The 13,734-nt window shown below is 43.7% G+C and carries 16 protein-coding genes; 2 read left to right on the top strand and 14 right to left on the bottom strand.

The features are described 5' to 3' along the window. Window positions 1-153 precede the first annotated feature (153 nt). From gcvT to AC3E9V_RS23235, 9 genes are all read right to left on the bottom strand, one after another. Window positions 154-1,236: a glycine cleavage system aminomethyltransferase GcvT gene (gene gcvT / locus AC3E9V_RS23275; protein WP_488750571.1), complete on the bottom strand. Its 1,083-nt coding sequence runs from the start codon at window positions 1,234-1,236 to the stop codon at window positions 154-156. Between the two features lie 79 nt (window positions 1,237-1,315). Then, window positions 1,316-2,092 carry an exodeoxyribonuclease III gene (locus tag AC3E9V_RS23270; protein WP_488750570.1) on the bottom strand — a complete coding sequence of 259 codons (777 nt, stop codon included), beginning with the start codon at window positions 2,090-2,092 and terminating at the stop codon, window positions 1,316-1,318. Between the two features lie 93 nt (window positions 2,093-2,185). Next, window positions 2,186-2,602, bottom strand: a complete 417-nt coding sequence (locus tag AC3E9V_RS23265) for a DUF1801 domain-containing protein (protein ID WP_488750569.1) — start codon at window positions 2,600-2,602, stop codon at window positions 2,186-2,188. Window positions 2,603-2,666: 64 nt separating this feature from the next. Further along, on the bottom strand, window positions 2,667-2,999 hold the full coding sequence (locus AC3E9V_RS23260; RefSeq protein ID WP_488750568.1) for a tRNA-binding protein: 333 nt from the start codon (window positions 2,997-2,999) through the stop codon (window positions 2,667-2,669). A gap of 100 nt (window positions 3,000-3,099) precedes the next feature. After that, window positions 3,100-3,792, bottom strand: a complete 693-nt coding sequence (locus tag AC3E9V_RS23255) for a LytR/AlgR family response regulator transcription factor (RefSeq protein ID WP_488750567.1) — start codon at window positions 3,790-3,792, stop codon at window positions 3,100-3,102. Beyond that, entirely contained in the window at window positions 3,789-4,811 is a 1,023-nt protein-coding gene (locus AC3E9V_RS23250; protein WP_488750566.1) for a sensor histidine kinase, read from the bottom strand. The genes AC3E9V_RS23255 and AC3E9V_RS23250 overlap by 4 nt, the downstream gene beginning before the upstream one ends. A gap of 118 nt (window positions 4,812-4,929) precedes the next feature. Continuing rightward, window positions 4,930-6,120, bottom strand: coding sequence for an acyltransferase family protein (locus tag AC3E9V_RS23245; protein ID WP_488750565.1), 1,191 nt, complete (start codon window positions 6,118-6,120; stop codon window positions 4,930-4,932). 303 nt (window positions 6,121-6,423) lie between these two features. After that, complete coding sequence (locus AC3E9V_RS23240; RefSeq protein ID WP_488750564.1) at window positions 6,424-6,741, bottom strand: type II toxin-antitoxin system RelE/ParE family toxin; 318 nt, start codon at window positions 6,739-6,741, stop codon at window positions 6,424-6,426. Continuing rightward, on the bottom strand, window positions 6,735-6,968 hold the full coding sequence (locus AC3E9V_RS23235) for a hypothetical protein (protein ID WP_488750563.1): 234 nt from the start codon (window positions 6,966-6,968) through the stop codon (window positions 6,735-6,737). The genes AC3E9V_RS23240 and AC3E9V_RS23235 overlap by 7 nt, the downstream gene beginning before the upstream one ends. A gap of 426 nt (window positions 6,969-7,394) precedes the next feature. On the opposite strand from AC3E9V_RS23235, the gene AC3E9V_RS23230 reads away from it, so the two are divergent. After that, window positions 7,395-7,598, top strand: a complete 204-nt coding sequence (locus AC3E9V_RS23230) for a hypothetical protein (RefSeq protein WP_488750562.1) — start codon at window positions 7,395-7,397, stop codon at window positions 7,596-7,598. A gap of 95 nt (window positions 7,599-7,693) precedes the next feature. Next, the gene (locus tag AC3E9V_RS23225) at window positions 7,694-8,950 is read left to right on the top strand and encodes a tetratricopeptide repeat protein (RefSeq protein ID WP_488750561.1); all 1,257 of its coding nucleotides are present in this window, start codon (window positions 7,694-7,696) and stop codon (window positions 8,948-8,950) included. Between the two features lie 171 nt (window positions 8,951-9,121). On the opposite strand, the gene AC3E9V_RS23220 is transcribed toward AC3E9V_RS23225, so the two are convergent. From AC3E9V_RS23220 to AC3E9V_RS23200, 5 genes are all read right to left on the bottom strand, one after another. Continuing rightward, a complete protein-coding gene (locus AC3E9V_RS23220) occupies window positions 9,122-9,322 on the bottom strand; it encodes a hypothetical protein (RefSeq protein WP_488750560.1) in 201 nt (66 codons plus the stop codon). Further along, window positions 9,319-9,465, bottom strand: a complete 147-nt coding sequence (locus AC3E9V_RS23215) for a hypothetical protein (RefSeq protein ID WP_488750559.1) — start codon at window positions 9,463-9,465, stop codon at window positions 9,319-9,321. The genes AC3E9V_RS23220 and AC3E9V_RS23215 overlap by 4 nt, the downstream gene beginning before the upstream one ends. Before the next feature lie 335 nt (window positions 9,466-9,800). After that, window positions 9,801-11,141, bottom strand: a complete 1,341-nt coding sequence (locus AC3E9V_RS23210) for a sensor histidine kinase (protein WP_488750558.1) — start codon at window positions 11,139-11,141, stop codon at window positions 9,801-9,803. After that, entirely contained in the window at window positions 11,134-12,285 is a 1,152-nt protein-coding gene (locus tag AC3E9V_RS23205) for an FIST signal transduction protein (protein ID WP_488750557.1), read from the bottom strand. The genes AC3E9V_RS23210 and AC3E9V_RS23205 overlap by 8 nt, the downstream gene beginning before the upstream one ends. A gap of 817 nt (window positions 12,286-13,102) precedes the next feature. Continuing rightward, window positions 13,103-13,657, bottom strand: a complete 555-nt coding sequence (locus tag AC3E9V_RS23200) for an EF-hand domain-containing protein (protein WP_488750556.1) — start codon at window positions 13,655-13,657, stop codon at window positions 13,103-13,105. Window positions 13,658-13,734 lie beyond the last annotated feature (77 nt).

Genomic DNA, 13,734 nt, shown 5'->3' with positions numbered 1-13,734 from the left:
GCATCATGCTCATTTCATGTGTTTAAAATTTTTTCAAAATGTTGAAAGCAAAGCTTTTGCAAAAATTTGTAAACCCATGGAACCGCTTCGTTTTCACATAAACTTGTTTTAAGCATAAAATGGATGGTATGCTTAAAAAAGTTTATGCTCATTTCACTTAATAAAAGGCGGTTTCCTGATTTTAGCAGTCAATGATTTATTTCTCACTGATATAAAAATTTCTGTTTCGGGTTTGTGATGGCCCACGGCTACATAACCCAGCCCTATTCCTTTATTGAGCGATGGAGACATGGTGCCTGAAGTTACGTGACCTATCTTGTGGCCATCAGCGTCAGTAATGTCATAGCCCTGGCGAGGGATGCCCTTGTCCACCATCTCTAAACCGACTAGCCTTCGGCTAACACCCTCCTCCTTCTGCCTTTGAAGGCCATCCGCATTGATGAAGTCTTTGGTGAATTTGGTAATCCATCCCAGTCCGGCCTCAAGCGGCGAGGTGGTATCATCGATATCATTGCCATAAAGGCAAAAACCCATTTCAAGTCTTAAAGTGTCGCGGGCTCCAAGTCCGATTGGTTTGATATTAAACTCCGCTCCGGCTTCAAAGATCTTTTTCCAGACTTCTTCGGCATCATTTTTATCCAGGTAGAGCTCAAACCCACCAGCTCCGGTGTAGCCCGTACCTGAGATGATCATATCTTTTCCTGCCAGGTTGCCTTTGGTGAAATGGTAAAACTTCACCTCATCCAGGTTTATATCAGTCAGTTTTTGGAGGGTTGTTTTGGCTTTTGGACCCTGGACTGCAAATAATACAGTATCTCCGGACACATCCTTCATCGTAGCTCCTGGGGTGTTGTGCTTGCTGATCCAGTCCCAGTCTTTCTCAATGTTGGAGGCATTTACTACCAGCATGTATTCTTCCTGGCCAAACCGGTAAATGATCAGGTCATCTACAATTCCCCCCTGGTCATTGGGGAGGCAGGAATACTGAGCCTGTCCGTCCACAATTTTGCTGGCATCATTGGAGGTGACTTTCTGGATCAGGTCAAGAGCAGCAGGGCCTGTGATCATAAACTCACCCATGTGGGAGACATCAAAAACACCTACTCCATTACGGACGGCCAGGTGTTCTTCTTTGTCGGAGCTGTACCTGACCGGCATTTCAAAACCGGCAAACGGTACCATTTTCCCGCCGAGGGAAACGTGAAGGTCGTGAAGGGGTATTTTTTTTGTATCCATGTGTGCTAATGTTGGGCTGCAAAATTATGGAAAATCTGCAGAGTAAGTAAGATTGGCCCGCAATAACCCCTGATAATACCTAAAGCTCAATGTTTATCCCAACCGGACAATGGTCAGAGCCAAAGTATTCATTGTAAATGTGGGCGTCTTTCAGGTTACTTTTTAACTGTTCGCTGACCAGGAAATAATCGATCCGCCATCCTACGTTTCGTTCCCGCGCTTTAAACTTATAGTTCCACCAGGAATATTTCACTTCGTCCGGATAGAAGTGCCGGTAGGAGTCAAAAAAGCCTGCTTCCAGCAAGCCATCTAATCCGTCGATCTCGGTTTGCGTATAGCCGCTGGTTTTGTTGTAGTTAGCTTTTGGCCGGGCAATGTCTATTTCCTGGTGTGCTACATTGAGGTCGCCACATACGATGGCCGGTTTCTTTTCTTCCAGGGCTGAAAGATGCTCCCTGAATGCTTCATCCCAGGATGCCCGGTAATCCAACCGCTTCATTCCCTCGCCTGAATTTGGGGTGTAGACGGTCACCAGGTAAAAATTTTCAAACTCAGCGGTAATGACGCGTCCTTCCTGGTCATGCTCATCAATCCCCAAATCGTATGTGATCTCTATGGGCTTTTCTTTTGTAAGAATGGCTGTGCCCGAGTATCCCTTTTTTGCTTTTGCAGAATTCACATAAGCATGATAGCCGTTGAGCAACTCCAGGGTGGTTTTAGCATCCTCAGGTTGTGCTTTGGTTTCCTGGAGGCATAAGATGTCCGGGTCCAGTTCTTTTATGTCTTTCAGAAAATCCTTTTTGATTATTGCCCGGATACCATTTACATTCCAGGATACTAAGTGTAAGTTGGCCATCAATCTTATTTTTTGAGGGCGAAGTTAACGGCTAAAAAGTCTTTAGGAAAATGAATTCCAATTTTGGAAGTTTAGGCTTTTTTATGGAAGTAATTAGTGGTATTTCTGTCTCAAATGATGGACTGATGTTTCTATTAGCTCATAAAGCACATCCCTGTTGATATCATCCAGCCTTTTCACATAAAGGCAGGCTTTTCCTGTCTTGTGTTTTCCGAGTTTACCAAGGAGCTCCTCATAACGTTCCGCTCCGGTCATGATGTAAAAAGTCAGGCTTTGCTTACGCGGAGAAAACCCGGTCAAAAACCAATCTCCTTCCCGGCCGCTTTTATATTTGTAATGGTAGCTTCCAAACCCGATGATGCTGGTTCCCCACATTTTTGGTTCTTCACCAGTGATTTTTTGCATCATATCGAGAACCTCGTGACAGTCACTCCGTTTTTCAGGGTCCTCTACATCATTGATGAAAGCGTGAGCACTAATATTGTTTGGAGTGGTTTTAAGTGACGTCATGGTACATTTTTGGTTTGATGACCTCAACCTTAAATTTAAAAAAAAAATTGAGCGTCTGCCGAATCTATCCAACTTTACACCCGGGAGAGCTTCCTTTGTCCGGTCTCAACAGGATCACCTGATTATTTTCATCATAGATACCCATGACCAGGCATTCGCTTATAAGCGGGCCGATCTGCTTTGGTGGGAAGTTTACCACGGCTATGATCTGTGTGTCCACCAGATCTTCCGGTTTATAATGATCTGTTATTTGAGCTGAGCTTTTTCGGATGCCGATCTCAGGCCCAAAGTCAATGGTAAGCTTGTAAGCAGGTTTCCTGGCCTCCGGAAACTCCCCGGCATGGACGATGGTGCCTACACGCATGTCTACTTTTTCAAAATCTTTCCACGTGATCATTTCAGATGGTATTTTTGTCATCGTTTGTGTCCTCCCAAACGCTCTGGTGTCCTATTGTAATCTACTTTGGATTTACAAAAAAACAGTTTTTCTGTGAGCTTCATTTCCTGATGATCTTTTGACCGGTAATCTTTTCGAGTACTGATTCTTTCAGGGTTTTTCCTATCGGTACCGTGGCATGGTTGCTGAGGATGATACGCTGACCGTCTATAGACCGAACCGCCTCCTTGTTGACAATGTAAGACTTATGAGTTTTGATGAAAAGCTCAGCGGGTAGCTGTTCTTCTACTGATTTTAAGGTCAGATGTGTGATGAATTTTTGGTCGGTGGTATGAAACGTCACATAGTTTTGTAACGCTTCTACAAAAACAATGTCCGCATAGCCCAGCTTTTCCAATCTGCCATCACACCTGATGAAGATGTGATCATTCTTTTCGCCAATTAAGTCACGGGCCTTATTGGCTGCTTTCACAAAGCGTTCAAAAGAGACTGGTTTGAGTAAATAATCTATAACATCCAACTCAAACCCTTCAAGCGCATACTGATCATAGGCCGTAGTGAAGATGACTTTGGGCGGGTTTTTCATGCTCTTTAGCCAGCTGATGCCCGTGAGGTAAGGCATTTCGATATCCAAAAATACCAGGTCAAGCGAATTTTCCTGCAGGTAATCGTTTAGCTCAATGGCACTATGGAATACTTCTTTTACCTCCAGAAAGCCTATTTTGTTTGCATAGCCGGCGATACCCTTAGCCGCAATTGGCTCATCATCTACGATAGCGCACCTGATGCTCATGTGATCGGGAGTTTTAACTGGGCAGAAAACTGGCTTTCATCTTCGTGGAGTTTTAGTTCTGACTGCTCCGGGTAAAGAAGCTCTAACCTCCGTTGCAGGTTGGTGATACCAAGACCGGAGTATTTTGATCCGTTCATGCGGTTATCAAAAGAATTTTTCACTGTGAATTCGATAAATTCTCCATTTCGTCTGCATTGTAAATCTATGAATTTGTCCTTGCCACCTACATATTTAAAAGCGTTTTCTACGAGGGGAATACTTAGCAACGGGTAGATGCTTTCTTCTCCCGTCTCTTCAAAATTCATACTGATTTTTACCTCTGAGGGTAATCTTTCTCGCTGTAAAGCCACATACTTTTGAATGAAGTCTACTTCTCTTTGCAGGGGTACTTTTTCATGGTGACCTTCATAAAGCTGATACCTCAGCAGGTCTGATAGCTTTTCGATGGTCTTTTTTGCTGCATCAATAGAATCATCCATCTGGAAGTAAACGGTGTTCAATGCATTGAAAAGAAAATGAGGGTGGTATTGACTTTTCAGAAAGTTAAGCTCGGTTTCAGTCTTGTCCCGTTTTATCCTTTCCAGTTCGGTTTTCTGGTCCATATAAGACTTTAGGTAGCTATTGCCCCTGCGGATGGAGTAGATGACTAATACAAACAGCAACGGAACCAGGTTGATCATCACAAAATCATGCATGTCCATGCCATTGTCAGTGGTGGCCGCCACTACGCCTATCGTGGCATTCATCGCTATGAGGGTAATGACAGAGATTGAGATAAACTCTTTAAAGATCTCTCTGAAATTTAGCAGGAGGTGGGACTGACGTGACCTTTCATACCGCCTCAAAAGCCAGACAATCAAATAACCCACCAGCACAGCTGAGATGATCTCTATGGCATTGGTTACCCAGTCCCGGTGCAGAAGCACGTTGTACCTGCTGGCCGTATCGGTAATGAGCCGAATAGCCGTGTAGATGAGCAGCCCCATCAGGCCGGGGTAGATGTGTCTGAATAGTTTCAAGGGCAATCGTTTATCTGTTGAACCCAATCCTACTTTATCAAGTTAGGTTAATGGTCATACTCCCTTACCGCCTAATTTCAACCTGACAAAGACTAATCCGGGTAGAAGTTACAAAAAGTCAGGCAGCTTTAAATTCTCCACGGTTTTCAATTGTTGAAAAGTTTCGTTTTGGTTTCTTCCTGAGCTCTTTGACCCCAAAGACATGGCGCATGACCCTGTAGGGACGGATCAGGAATTCGTAGATTGCAATGGAGCCCACAAGGGATAAAGTGCTCACAAAGATGTATTTAGCCAGAATGGACTCTTCTGTTTGGATCACATAGTATCCTATGATGATGATCACTGTCTGATGCAGGATATAAAATGGGTAGATGGCCTGATTGGCATAGGGTAGTAATTTGTGGGGTTTGTTAAGGTAGCGCTTGCCGTAGCCCAGGGCCATAAGCAACCAAAACCAACCATTTGCTGCAAAAATACCGAGGTATAAGTAGCCCAGGACAGGGTGTACGGCAAAGAAATCTGCAGAGCTTCCGTCATTCCATCTCACGGTATTGATAATCAAAATGCTGAGGAATGCCAGCCCCAGGTAGGTTCGCCGGTTCTGCTCGATGGATTTCCAGATTCGATCTGATAATCCTGTAAAGTACCCCATAAAGAAAAAGGTAAACCAGTAGGCATGCCAGGGAGCATCCTGCACAAAATTGTTTGCACGACCGTGCCAATAGGTCCAGAATATAGCGATAAGGACTGTCGGTAAGATGATGATCAACCCATGAAAGCTGGCCGTCTTGTCCGTAAATTGCTTCAGTAACCTGCTGCCCTTTTCTGATCTGAGGTATAGAAAAACAGGCAGACCGATAAGGGAATAGAAAAACAGGTACAAAACAAACCACATGTGATGCCAGGAGAGGTTGCCATTCGGATAAGGGCCGGTGGTGAAGATGGTAGGGTAGAACTCAGCATAGGAAAAAGTGGATCCGTTAGCGATCCGCTCAAAAAAGATCTGCGGCGGCACGACCACCAGCATGGAGAAAATCAGCGGGATCATGAGCCGGTTATGTCGCTCTTTTATATAGCGCCACGGGCTTCGTTTTCTCAGGGCCAGAAAGGTGCCAAAGCCAGACACAAAAAACAGCAATGGCATCCTGAAGCGGGATAACCAGAAATTAAACTCACCCCATAGCTCGCTTTTCTCTACATTTTGAATGTGCCAGCCGGAGTGGGCATTAAAAAGCATTGCCGTATGAAAGTAAAGCACCAGCAGGATGGCAATGATCCTTAGCCAGTCAATGTCGTGTCTTCGTTCCATCGTTTTTTAATATTTTATGGTAGCGAATTTGATTCAGATCCTCTGACTGATCAAAAAACTTTGATGAAGGGACCGTGAGCTTTGACCAACGTCATACGCGTCCACCATGTAGGAGGGGTGGTTTCAGCTTTAGAACCAACCCCTCCCCCGCCAGCGGGACCTCCCTGGCCGGGCGCCCCCTTGTGAAGGGGAGGAGTATTCGCAGCAAAAATTATTGATTTTCTAAAAATTAATAGTGTGAGCTAAAATTAGAAACGCAAGCCAACTCCCCTCCTGATCTCGTGGCTTGATAGAGGGGCCGAACTAACGGCGCTTGATATTTGATGGATCTCTGCTCGTATGAAAGATATCAACGATGTAAATGGCTTCCTTCGTTACTTCATAGATGATTTTGTAACTCCAGATCACCTTATATCGATAATTTCCCGGTTCACTTTTCAAAACAGGCTCCTGTTCAAACTTTTCAGGAAAATCATTCAGGGACCTGGTGCTGGAAGCAATTTTGTTTCTAACTTTTTTGGCTACTTCTATTGATTCCCGTTCTTTGATGTAGTTGTAAATGTTGCGTAAAGAGTGCTTTGCTTCATCATCCCAGATGATCTTCAATCGCTTTTTTACCATTCTTCCATCTCTCTTTCAAGATCTTCCTGAGTAGTAAACTGGCCAGCCTTGATCCTGGCTTTGGCTGCTCTGACCCTGTTTTTGAGCATATCTTCACTCATAGGGCCTCCGGGCAAGGTGTAATCCTGCTTATCAGCCTGAAACATCCCATAAACCAGATGCAACAGCCTCTCATCAGCATTATCAATGTATTCGTGCAGTTCCTTTTTTAACTGTGCCGTACTCATAAAAATTTTCTTTAACTACAAAATAACGATTTACGATCATTTTTTGATCAATTTAATGGGGGATATTTTTGGAAGCAGCATTCGCAGCAAAAATTATAGGTTTTCTAAAAATTGATTGAGTGAGCGTTGAATCAGAATCTCCCCCGCCAGCGGGGGAGATACCATCCCAATTTTAACTCGTCAGAAATTTTAAAATATACAGAAATTAATGTTTATCTCAGAATCAGCTTCCCTTACCAACTTCCTTACCAGGGAGAAGCGCCCGGCTCAGAAGTGGCCGGAGCATACGGTAGACTAAACCACCTAGAGCAAACTCTTGCCGTGTCTTTATAGCCTCTGGGTAATCCATGAAGCCGCTGTATCTCGCTTACAGGTACTACCTTTATACATATTACGAAATTTTTCAAAACACAAAATTTTAAAGTTATGAACAGTAAGAACAGATTATTCGCCATTGCCACCGTAGTACTTGCCATGACCCTGGGAGCCTGCTCCGCAGCGCCGGATATGGATGAGGTGATTGTAGATACCGAGATCAATGCTCCTGCTCCTTCGAATGATGGTCAGAATGGAGGAGGCACTGATCTTCCTCCCGGTGGTAACGTTACTTCCGAAGACGGTCTTAACTAGAATTATTGTAAAACTTAAGATTGTTACAGCCCTGGCCTTTACAGTCGGGGTTTTTTTATATATTCGCAGTAGTTGGCCCGTTATTAACCAGCAATTTGAAGATATTATTATTCACCATATCGTGCTCTATAGCTTTACCATTGTTTGCAGGAGAGCAATTGGAGCAGTTGTATCAAGCCTCCCTCCAGTCGCTTCGGAACCAGGAATATGATGCTACGATACCCCAGGCTGAAGAATTGTTAAAGGCTGCAAAGGAACAGACCGATACGTGGTACATTGTACAGAGTTATTTTATTCTAGCGTACAGCCATAAGAAAAATGAAGACTTTGGCAAAGCTGTGCTGTGTTATCTGGAAGGTGCAAGATTTGCTGAAAGTTCTTCTGAAAAAAGGATCAAAGAAAGTTTAATCTCCATGTACAATAATCTCGGTGTGATCATGGGTGATTACAGGCATTTTGACCTGGCCCACAGATTCAACCAAAAAGGTCTTGAAATTGCTCGTGAGCTATCAAATGAAAGCCACATAATTCATCTCTTACATAATGATGGAGATGAATACATTGAAGAAGAAAAGTACGATTCTGCTCTTCAAGTACTTAATACTATATTCAATAATTATAAGCCTGAGCTCGGAAGGGAAGTAAGTATCAAAAATGATATTGGTTTAGTCTATTGGAACCTTAAAAGAGCCGATGAAGCCATTGAGCAATATAAATCCATACTGCATTTACGTGATTCTATTGAAGATACGGGATTTATCGCCAAAGTGCTTCATAACCTGGGATTGGCGCTGATGGACAAACAGGAATATAAAAAAGCGCTTAGTTACTTTAAGGAAGCGGTGGAAATCAATACCCGTGAAGGATTTACCAATACTCTTTTCGGTAACTATAAAAATATAGGTAAATCATGGTATGCATTGGGTGATAAGGAAAAGGCTATTGAATATTACCTGAAAGCTGCCGATCTGTTTAATGAAGAGTACGTAGACCCGGAGGACTATGACATTTTTGAACTGATTGCTAACTTTTATCATGATCATGATCAGTCGGAGCTGGCGTATCAGTACGGAAAGCTCTATAATAACCACCTGGAAGACTTTATCGCCCGGCAAAAGGAGATCGAGGAGCTGGACAAAAAATACAACATGGAGCTGCTCACCCAGCGCTACTTTGACCTGCTGGCTGCTGAGGAGCGCCACCGGGAGACCCTTCGCACCGCTCAGTTTGGTCTGGGAAGCGGTATAGCCCTGCTGCTGGCGATCCTTTTTTACATCGCGTACCGGCGCTACAGAAACAGGATGGAGATAGCACAACGATTGCGTGCCATTGAACACGATTCCCTTGTATGAGAAATCCGGGCAACCTCACAAGTTTATACCAAGCTTGGTTCTAAGCACCCTGGTCGGGCACCCCTGGTCGGGCACCCCTGGTTGGGCACCCCTCAATGCTCTTAAGTTAAGGTCACTCCAGAATGGAGTCTTTGGTAAAAAGAGCATTCCCGCTTCAATAATTGATAGATCCTATCCGGATGGAATCCCGGATGGAATCACTGGAATGACTGATCTTTTCGGAGCAATAAACCTTAACTTAATAGCATTGGGGCACCCCTGGTCGGGCACCTCATAGATCTTAGCCTCCTTCTCATGCAGCTTGCTGATCTTTTCTTTTTGCTCTGAGTTTTCAGTGATCAGCATACGTACCAGTAGGGATAATTCTTTCAAAGTAGCGGTTTCTTCTGTCCGGGATTTGCTTTCCAGGTGCTCAGCAGGGAAACGATCCGCTCGTGAAGGTCTACCTGCGGGACTCCTTTAGCACGCTTTTCTCTTTTGGATGGGCGGGAGGGGTCTTTTTGAGGTTCGGTCACTGCCTGGCTAGATGATTTTTTTTTAACTATACATCATATGGCGTTTGAATAAGCTAATCAAATAATTTGAGAATAGAGGACCAAAAAAACCCGGAATTTAAAGTGACCCATACCGTAAAAGTCTGAAAAATGTTATAATTTTACACCTAATAGTTAATCATTATGGCGGTGATGCCCCGTTTCGCTGGAAAGTGGACGGGGTTTTTTTTATTGTTTCAGGTTTGTAGAACCTACCATCATTAGCCTCAGAAGGCACAAAAAACCATTGATCCTTTTGATCGATGGCTCCACTAAGCGAAATCGCTTCACTCTTCTGTTCGAAACGTCCTTTAAGTTCACAAGCGTCCCTGTTCTTGTAAATTATCAGACGTAATGTTTGAGACTAACCGCCCGTTATCAAGGTATTCCAGTGACACCGGTAGGGTAAAAAAGAACTCAGCTCCCATATTTTTCTTTCCTCTGGCCCAGATCTTACCCCCATGCTTCACCACGATACGGCGCGTTATGGCAAGACCAATACCAGTCCCTTTAAACTCCTCTTCCGGATGCAATCTTTTAAAGGGCTCAAAAATATTATCGCTTTCACTTTCATCAAATCCGGCCCCATTGTCAGTTACAAAATACAGGATCATGCCATTGATCTTTTTAGATCCTATTTCAATGAAAGGGTCCTTGACTTTGGATGAATACTTTAGGGCGTTTGATATTAAGTTTGAAAACACCTGATAGATTAGTGATCCGTCGCACCAGGCTGGCAGGAGTTCATGTACACAAATGCGATGATGCCCGGGTAGAGATGTTTGTTCCTTAAGTATCTTATTCACAAGCTTGCTGACATCTACGTTTGATTTGTCCGGTTCCTTTTGGCCCGATCTTGAAAAGTCAAGAATATCATCGATCAGGTGTTCCATGCGATGGATGTGTTTTCTGATCATTTCAATCAGGGTTTCCGATTTATTATCAAACTGATGAGCATTTCTTTCATGAAGGATAGTGACGAAATTTCTGATAAAACCTAAAGGTGCTCGCAGGTCATGAGAAATAGAATAAGAGAAAGATTCCAGGTCGTTGTTGGAAACTTCCAGTTGGTGTACATGATCTTTCAGGTTTTTATTCAGCTCCCTTATCTTTTTTGCTGCTTTTTGCTGCTCAGAAACATCCTGTAAAATGAGTATGTAAATCGGATGATCAAACTTATCAAAATAGCTTATGGATACCGTACAGGGAATCTTTTCCTCGCTGTGGTTTCTAACAAGTACGTTGTGTCTCCTTTTTTCTTCCTTTCCCAGATCGGCTATCATCTCTTCAAAATCCTCATATTCGTCGATCAGGGTTACCAACTTTTTGTTTCGCACATCATCTATTCTTTGACCGATCACCCGCTCGGCAGTGTGATTAAGACTAAGAATGGTGCCTTCAACTGAAACGGTGATCACTCCATCTACAATGCTGCTAAGAATTGCTGAGGTGTAGGCCTCACTATTTTCCTGATTCTGTCTGTTTACTTCTTCGAGTTCCTCAGCCATCAGATGTATGGCCCGGTCTTTACGTTTTTGCTCTTTTTCAAAACTCAGATAGGTGTCATTTATTGCCTTGATAAACTCATCTGGTAACCGGTTAAGGTCTTCGTACTTTTTTCTTAGCTTGTTAAGTTGTCTTTCCAGGGTCTTATGCATAGTTTTCAGAGATGGTTGTGATAGTCATGGTTTGATTGTGGAGTTCGCAACGGCCGGTTTTCAAATGGGGAGATATTTCTCCATACGAGTAAAATCCTATTTGCCTGGTCCGTTGATCAAAGACTGACCTTGTAGATACTACTTCATCTTCTGCCCGCTCCCCCAGTAAGAGTTTTCGCCCTACGCAGCTTATCAAAATCGCTAATTTTTCCTGATCCGGTCTCATTAATACACCTTGTCGGGCATATTTTGCTGCCTGATGGGCACCGTCGATCAGCTTGTCAAAATTGGTGACCATCAATTTGGCCACATATCCTTCGGGGACATCCCCTGCGAAAGTCATGCTGTTTTCTTTCTCATTTACCGATAGTATGGTGCGTACCATTCCTTCTTCAGTAGAAGCGCTCGATTTGATCATCAACGGAAACAGCAGAGCACTGGCTGGCAGGTTTGCAGCTTCTTCTCCCAGGTATTTTTTATAAAGTTCCAGGGCTGGTTGCCGGTCCAGCTCATATAGTATATTGGCACTGGATCGTGAAATCTGTCTGTACGGTCCAAAACTATCCCATCCTCCAGCGGACCCGTGACTGACCTGAAGCTGATCACCGTAGAAGGCGATCAATGCCACCCTGCCCTGAACGGGTGGACAATTAGCAGCTATAAAGGTCTCTTTAAATTTATCCCCATCACCCGCCAGTCCTCCTGTCACTATCACGGAGCTGGGAAATTTTTCCTCAAAGCCCCTGACCAACTCCGAGCCATTTACAATCTGCCCGTCAGAAAGCACAAAAACTGCTTTGAGCCCCTTGTGAGGCACAGAACCAGCCAGTTGTTTTCCTGTTTCAAATGACTGGGAGGGCTGCACTATATCTTGATAGGCTATTTTTACCTGGGTACTTTCGAATTGGATGGCGGCAGATACTGCGCTGTTATCTAAAACTTCCTCGTTCAGGATTTCCCCGGCAGTGGTACACCCCGCTATGATAGAGTCCGGGAATTTATTACGCAACAGGTCATAGACTGCCGGATTGGCCATGGCTGACTTACTGGCAAAAAACAAGACGAGTTGTGCTTTCAGTGGGTTATTATCCCTTTCCGGGTTGATCCATTCTCCATTTTCAAATAAAAGCGATTGTATCTTCATAAGCTCGTATGCTTTAGTCTTGATCAAACCTATGCTGAGCATCACAAGGAAAACAGATTTGGAATAGGTTGACTTAATTAAACCATTTTGTATTCATACTCCGGCAAAAAGCATCTGTTTAAAATTGGCTGATAAAGATCAGGGAATTGATCATAGCACCAGTCCCTTAAGTAATGGACTTCATCCGGTGTTAGCATTATGATTGCTTTTTTAAGCTCTTTTTCGAAAAGCGAATTATCAAAGCTAACTTTTAGAAGGATGGTTTTGGAGTAATCCAGCATAGTTGATCGGTGAGTTTTAAGGATTTTTAAGATAAAGAGAACCGGTCAATCAGGTATAGGTATAATACCTATTTTAAAAAATAAGTGATTTTACCTATTAGATCAGAAGGTGTGAGGTAGGTCGGGCCGCGTAGGTCGAGCCGCGTAGGTCGGACCGCGTAGGTTGGGTCTTTACATTGAAGGTGCTTGGCACAACCCCCTGTCTCCCCCTTTTTTAAGGGGGAATCCTTGATTGATGGTTATCGAATGCGCGGGGAAATTCACTCTCCGTTTGTCAAGGGAACTTCCATAGATTATATTAGGATAATACCCATTTTAAGCGCTCCCTTTTACCAAAAGAGCTGGGGGTGTGATGGAACTGAGGGCTTTGGGAGTACTTAAAACCTGACGGCTATGACAGGCCGGGCAAAGAAGGCGGTTACTACTCTGTGATCAGGTCGGCCTGTGTGGGTATAGGTCTATGTCTAAGTTGGGACTTAGCGTCCTCATGCTCATTTCCAGGATAGTTTATTGGCATAGCTATTTTCAGGCGCCATTCATCCCCAACAGCCAAATAACCAATTGCCCTGGGCGCTTATATCATTACTTCGGAAAAAATCGTAAACAGCTTTATGCATTTCCTTACGACTGATCGTGTCGTCTCCATTCAGGTCAAGGCTTGTAAAGCTTTTGCCGGAATATCTGATATCAATCCTGTATGCCATAAAAAAATCCACAAACTCCTCCAGAGAGATGCTGTCGTCACAGTTAGCATCAAATGTATCAAAGATCTCATCGACCATTTTCTTCACATACCGGTCGTACAATAAATCACTCCCATTCACAATGACCTTGTTGGCGAAACCAAGCCATGCATCCAGCCGGCCATGGTGTGGATCGGTTGTGCGGGTAAATTTCCGGAAGCTTTCCCAATGATGAAGTCCCAGGTCAACAAACTGGTTGAACTCCCTGGTCCCCTCCCTCAATCCCCGGAGAATGCACAGGTTCTGACTGACAGCTTCAAAATCTGCTTTTTCGATAGTGTGATTACCGTTAAAATCCAACACATTAAAGAAATGTGTCATTTTTTGCTGTTGTAGTTCTGTTAACATGGCGATGTATTTAGTTATGTTTTGTTTCCGGTAAAATGAAGAGCAGTATGATAACTAATTTCTTTATGGCTTTATAC

Source organism: Marinoscillum sp. HNIBRBA16962 (assembly GCF_057801515.1).
The sequence above is the reverse complement of the archived record's forward strand: the minus strand, read 5'-3'. Positions and strand labels throughout refer to the sequence as shown.

Bases quoted from the DNA above. Each gene is read 5' to 3' on its own strand.
- gcvT (WP_488750571.1), bottom strand. From the start codon at position 1,236: ATGGATACAAAAAAAATACCCCTTCACGACCTTCACGTTTCCCTCGGC.
- AC3E9V_RS23270 (WP_488750570.1), bottom strand. From the start codon at position 2,092: ATGGCCAACTTACACTTAGTATCCTGGAATGTAAATGGTATCCGGGCA.
- AC3E9V_RS23265 (WP_488750569.1), bottom strand. From the start codon at position 2,602: ATGACGTCACTTAAAACCACTCCAAACAATATTAGTGCTCACGCTTTC.
- AC3E9V_RS23260 (WP_488750568.1), bottom strand. From the start codon at position 2,999: ATGATCACGTGGAAAGATTTTGAAAAAGTAGACATGCGTGTAGGCACC.
- AC3E9V_RS23255 (WP_488750567.1), bottom strand. From the start codon at position 3,792: ATGAGCATCAGGTGCGCTATCGTAGATGATGAGCCAATTGCGGCTAAG.
- AC3E9V_RS23245 (WP_488750565.1), bottom strand. From the start codon at position 6,120: ATGGAACGAAGACACGACATTGACTGGCTAAGGATCATTGCCATCCTG.
- AC3E9V_RS23240 (WP_488750564.1), bottom strand. From the start codon at position 6,741: ATGGTAAAAAAGCGATTGAAGATCATCTGGGATGATGAAGCAAAGCAC.
- AC3E9V_RS23235 (WP_488750563.1), bottom strand. From the start codon at position 6,968: ATGAGTACGGCACAGTTAAAAAAGGAACTGCACGAATACATTGATAAT.
- AC3E9V_RS23230 (WP_488750562.1), top strand. From the start codon at position 7,395: ATGAACAGTAAGAACAGATTATTCGCCATTGCCACCGTAGTACTTGCC.
- AC3E9V_RS23210 (WP_488750558.1), bottom strand. From the start codon at position 11,141: ATGCATAAGACCCTGGAAAGACAACTTAACAAGCTAAGAAAAAAGTAC.
- AC3E9V_RS23205 (WP_488750557.1), bottom strand. From the start codon at position 12,285: ATGAAGATACAATCGCTTTTATTTGAAAATGGAGAATGGATCAACCCG.
- AC3E9V_RS23200 (WP_488750556.1), bottom strand. From the start codon at position 13,657: ATGTTAACAGAACTACAACAGCAAAAAATGACACATTTCTTTAATGTG.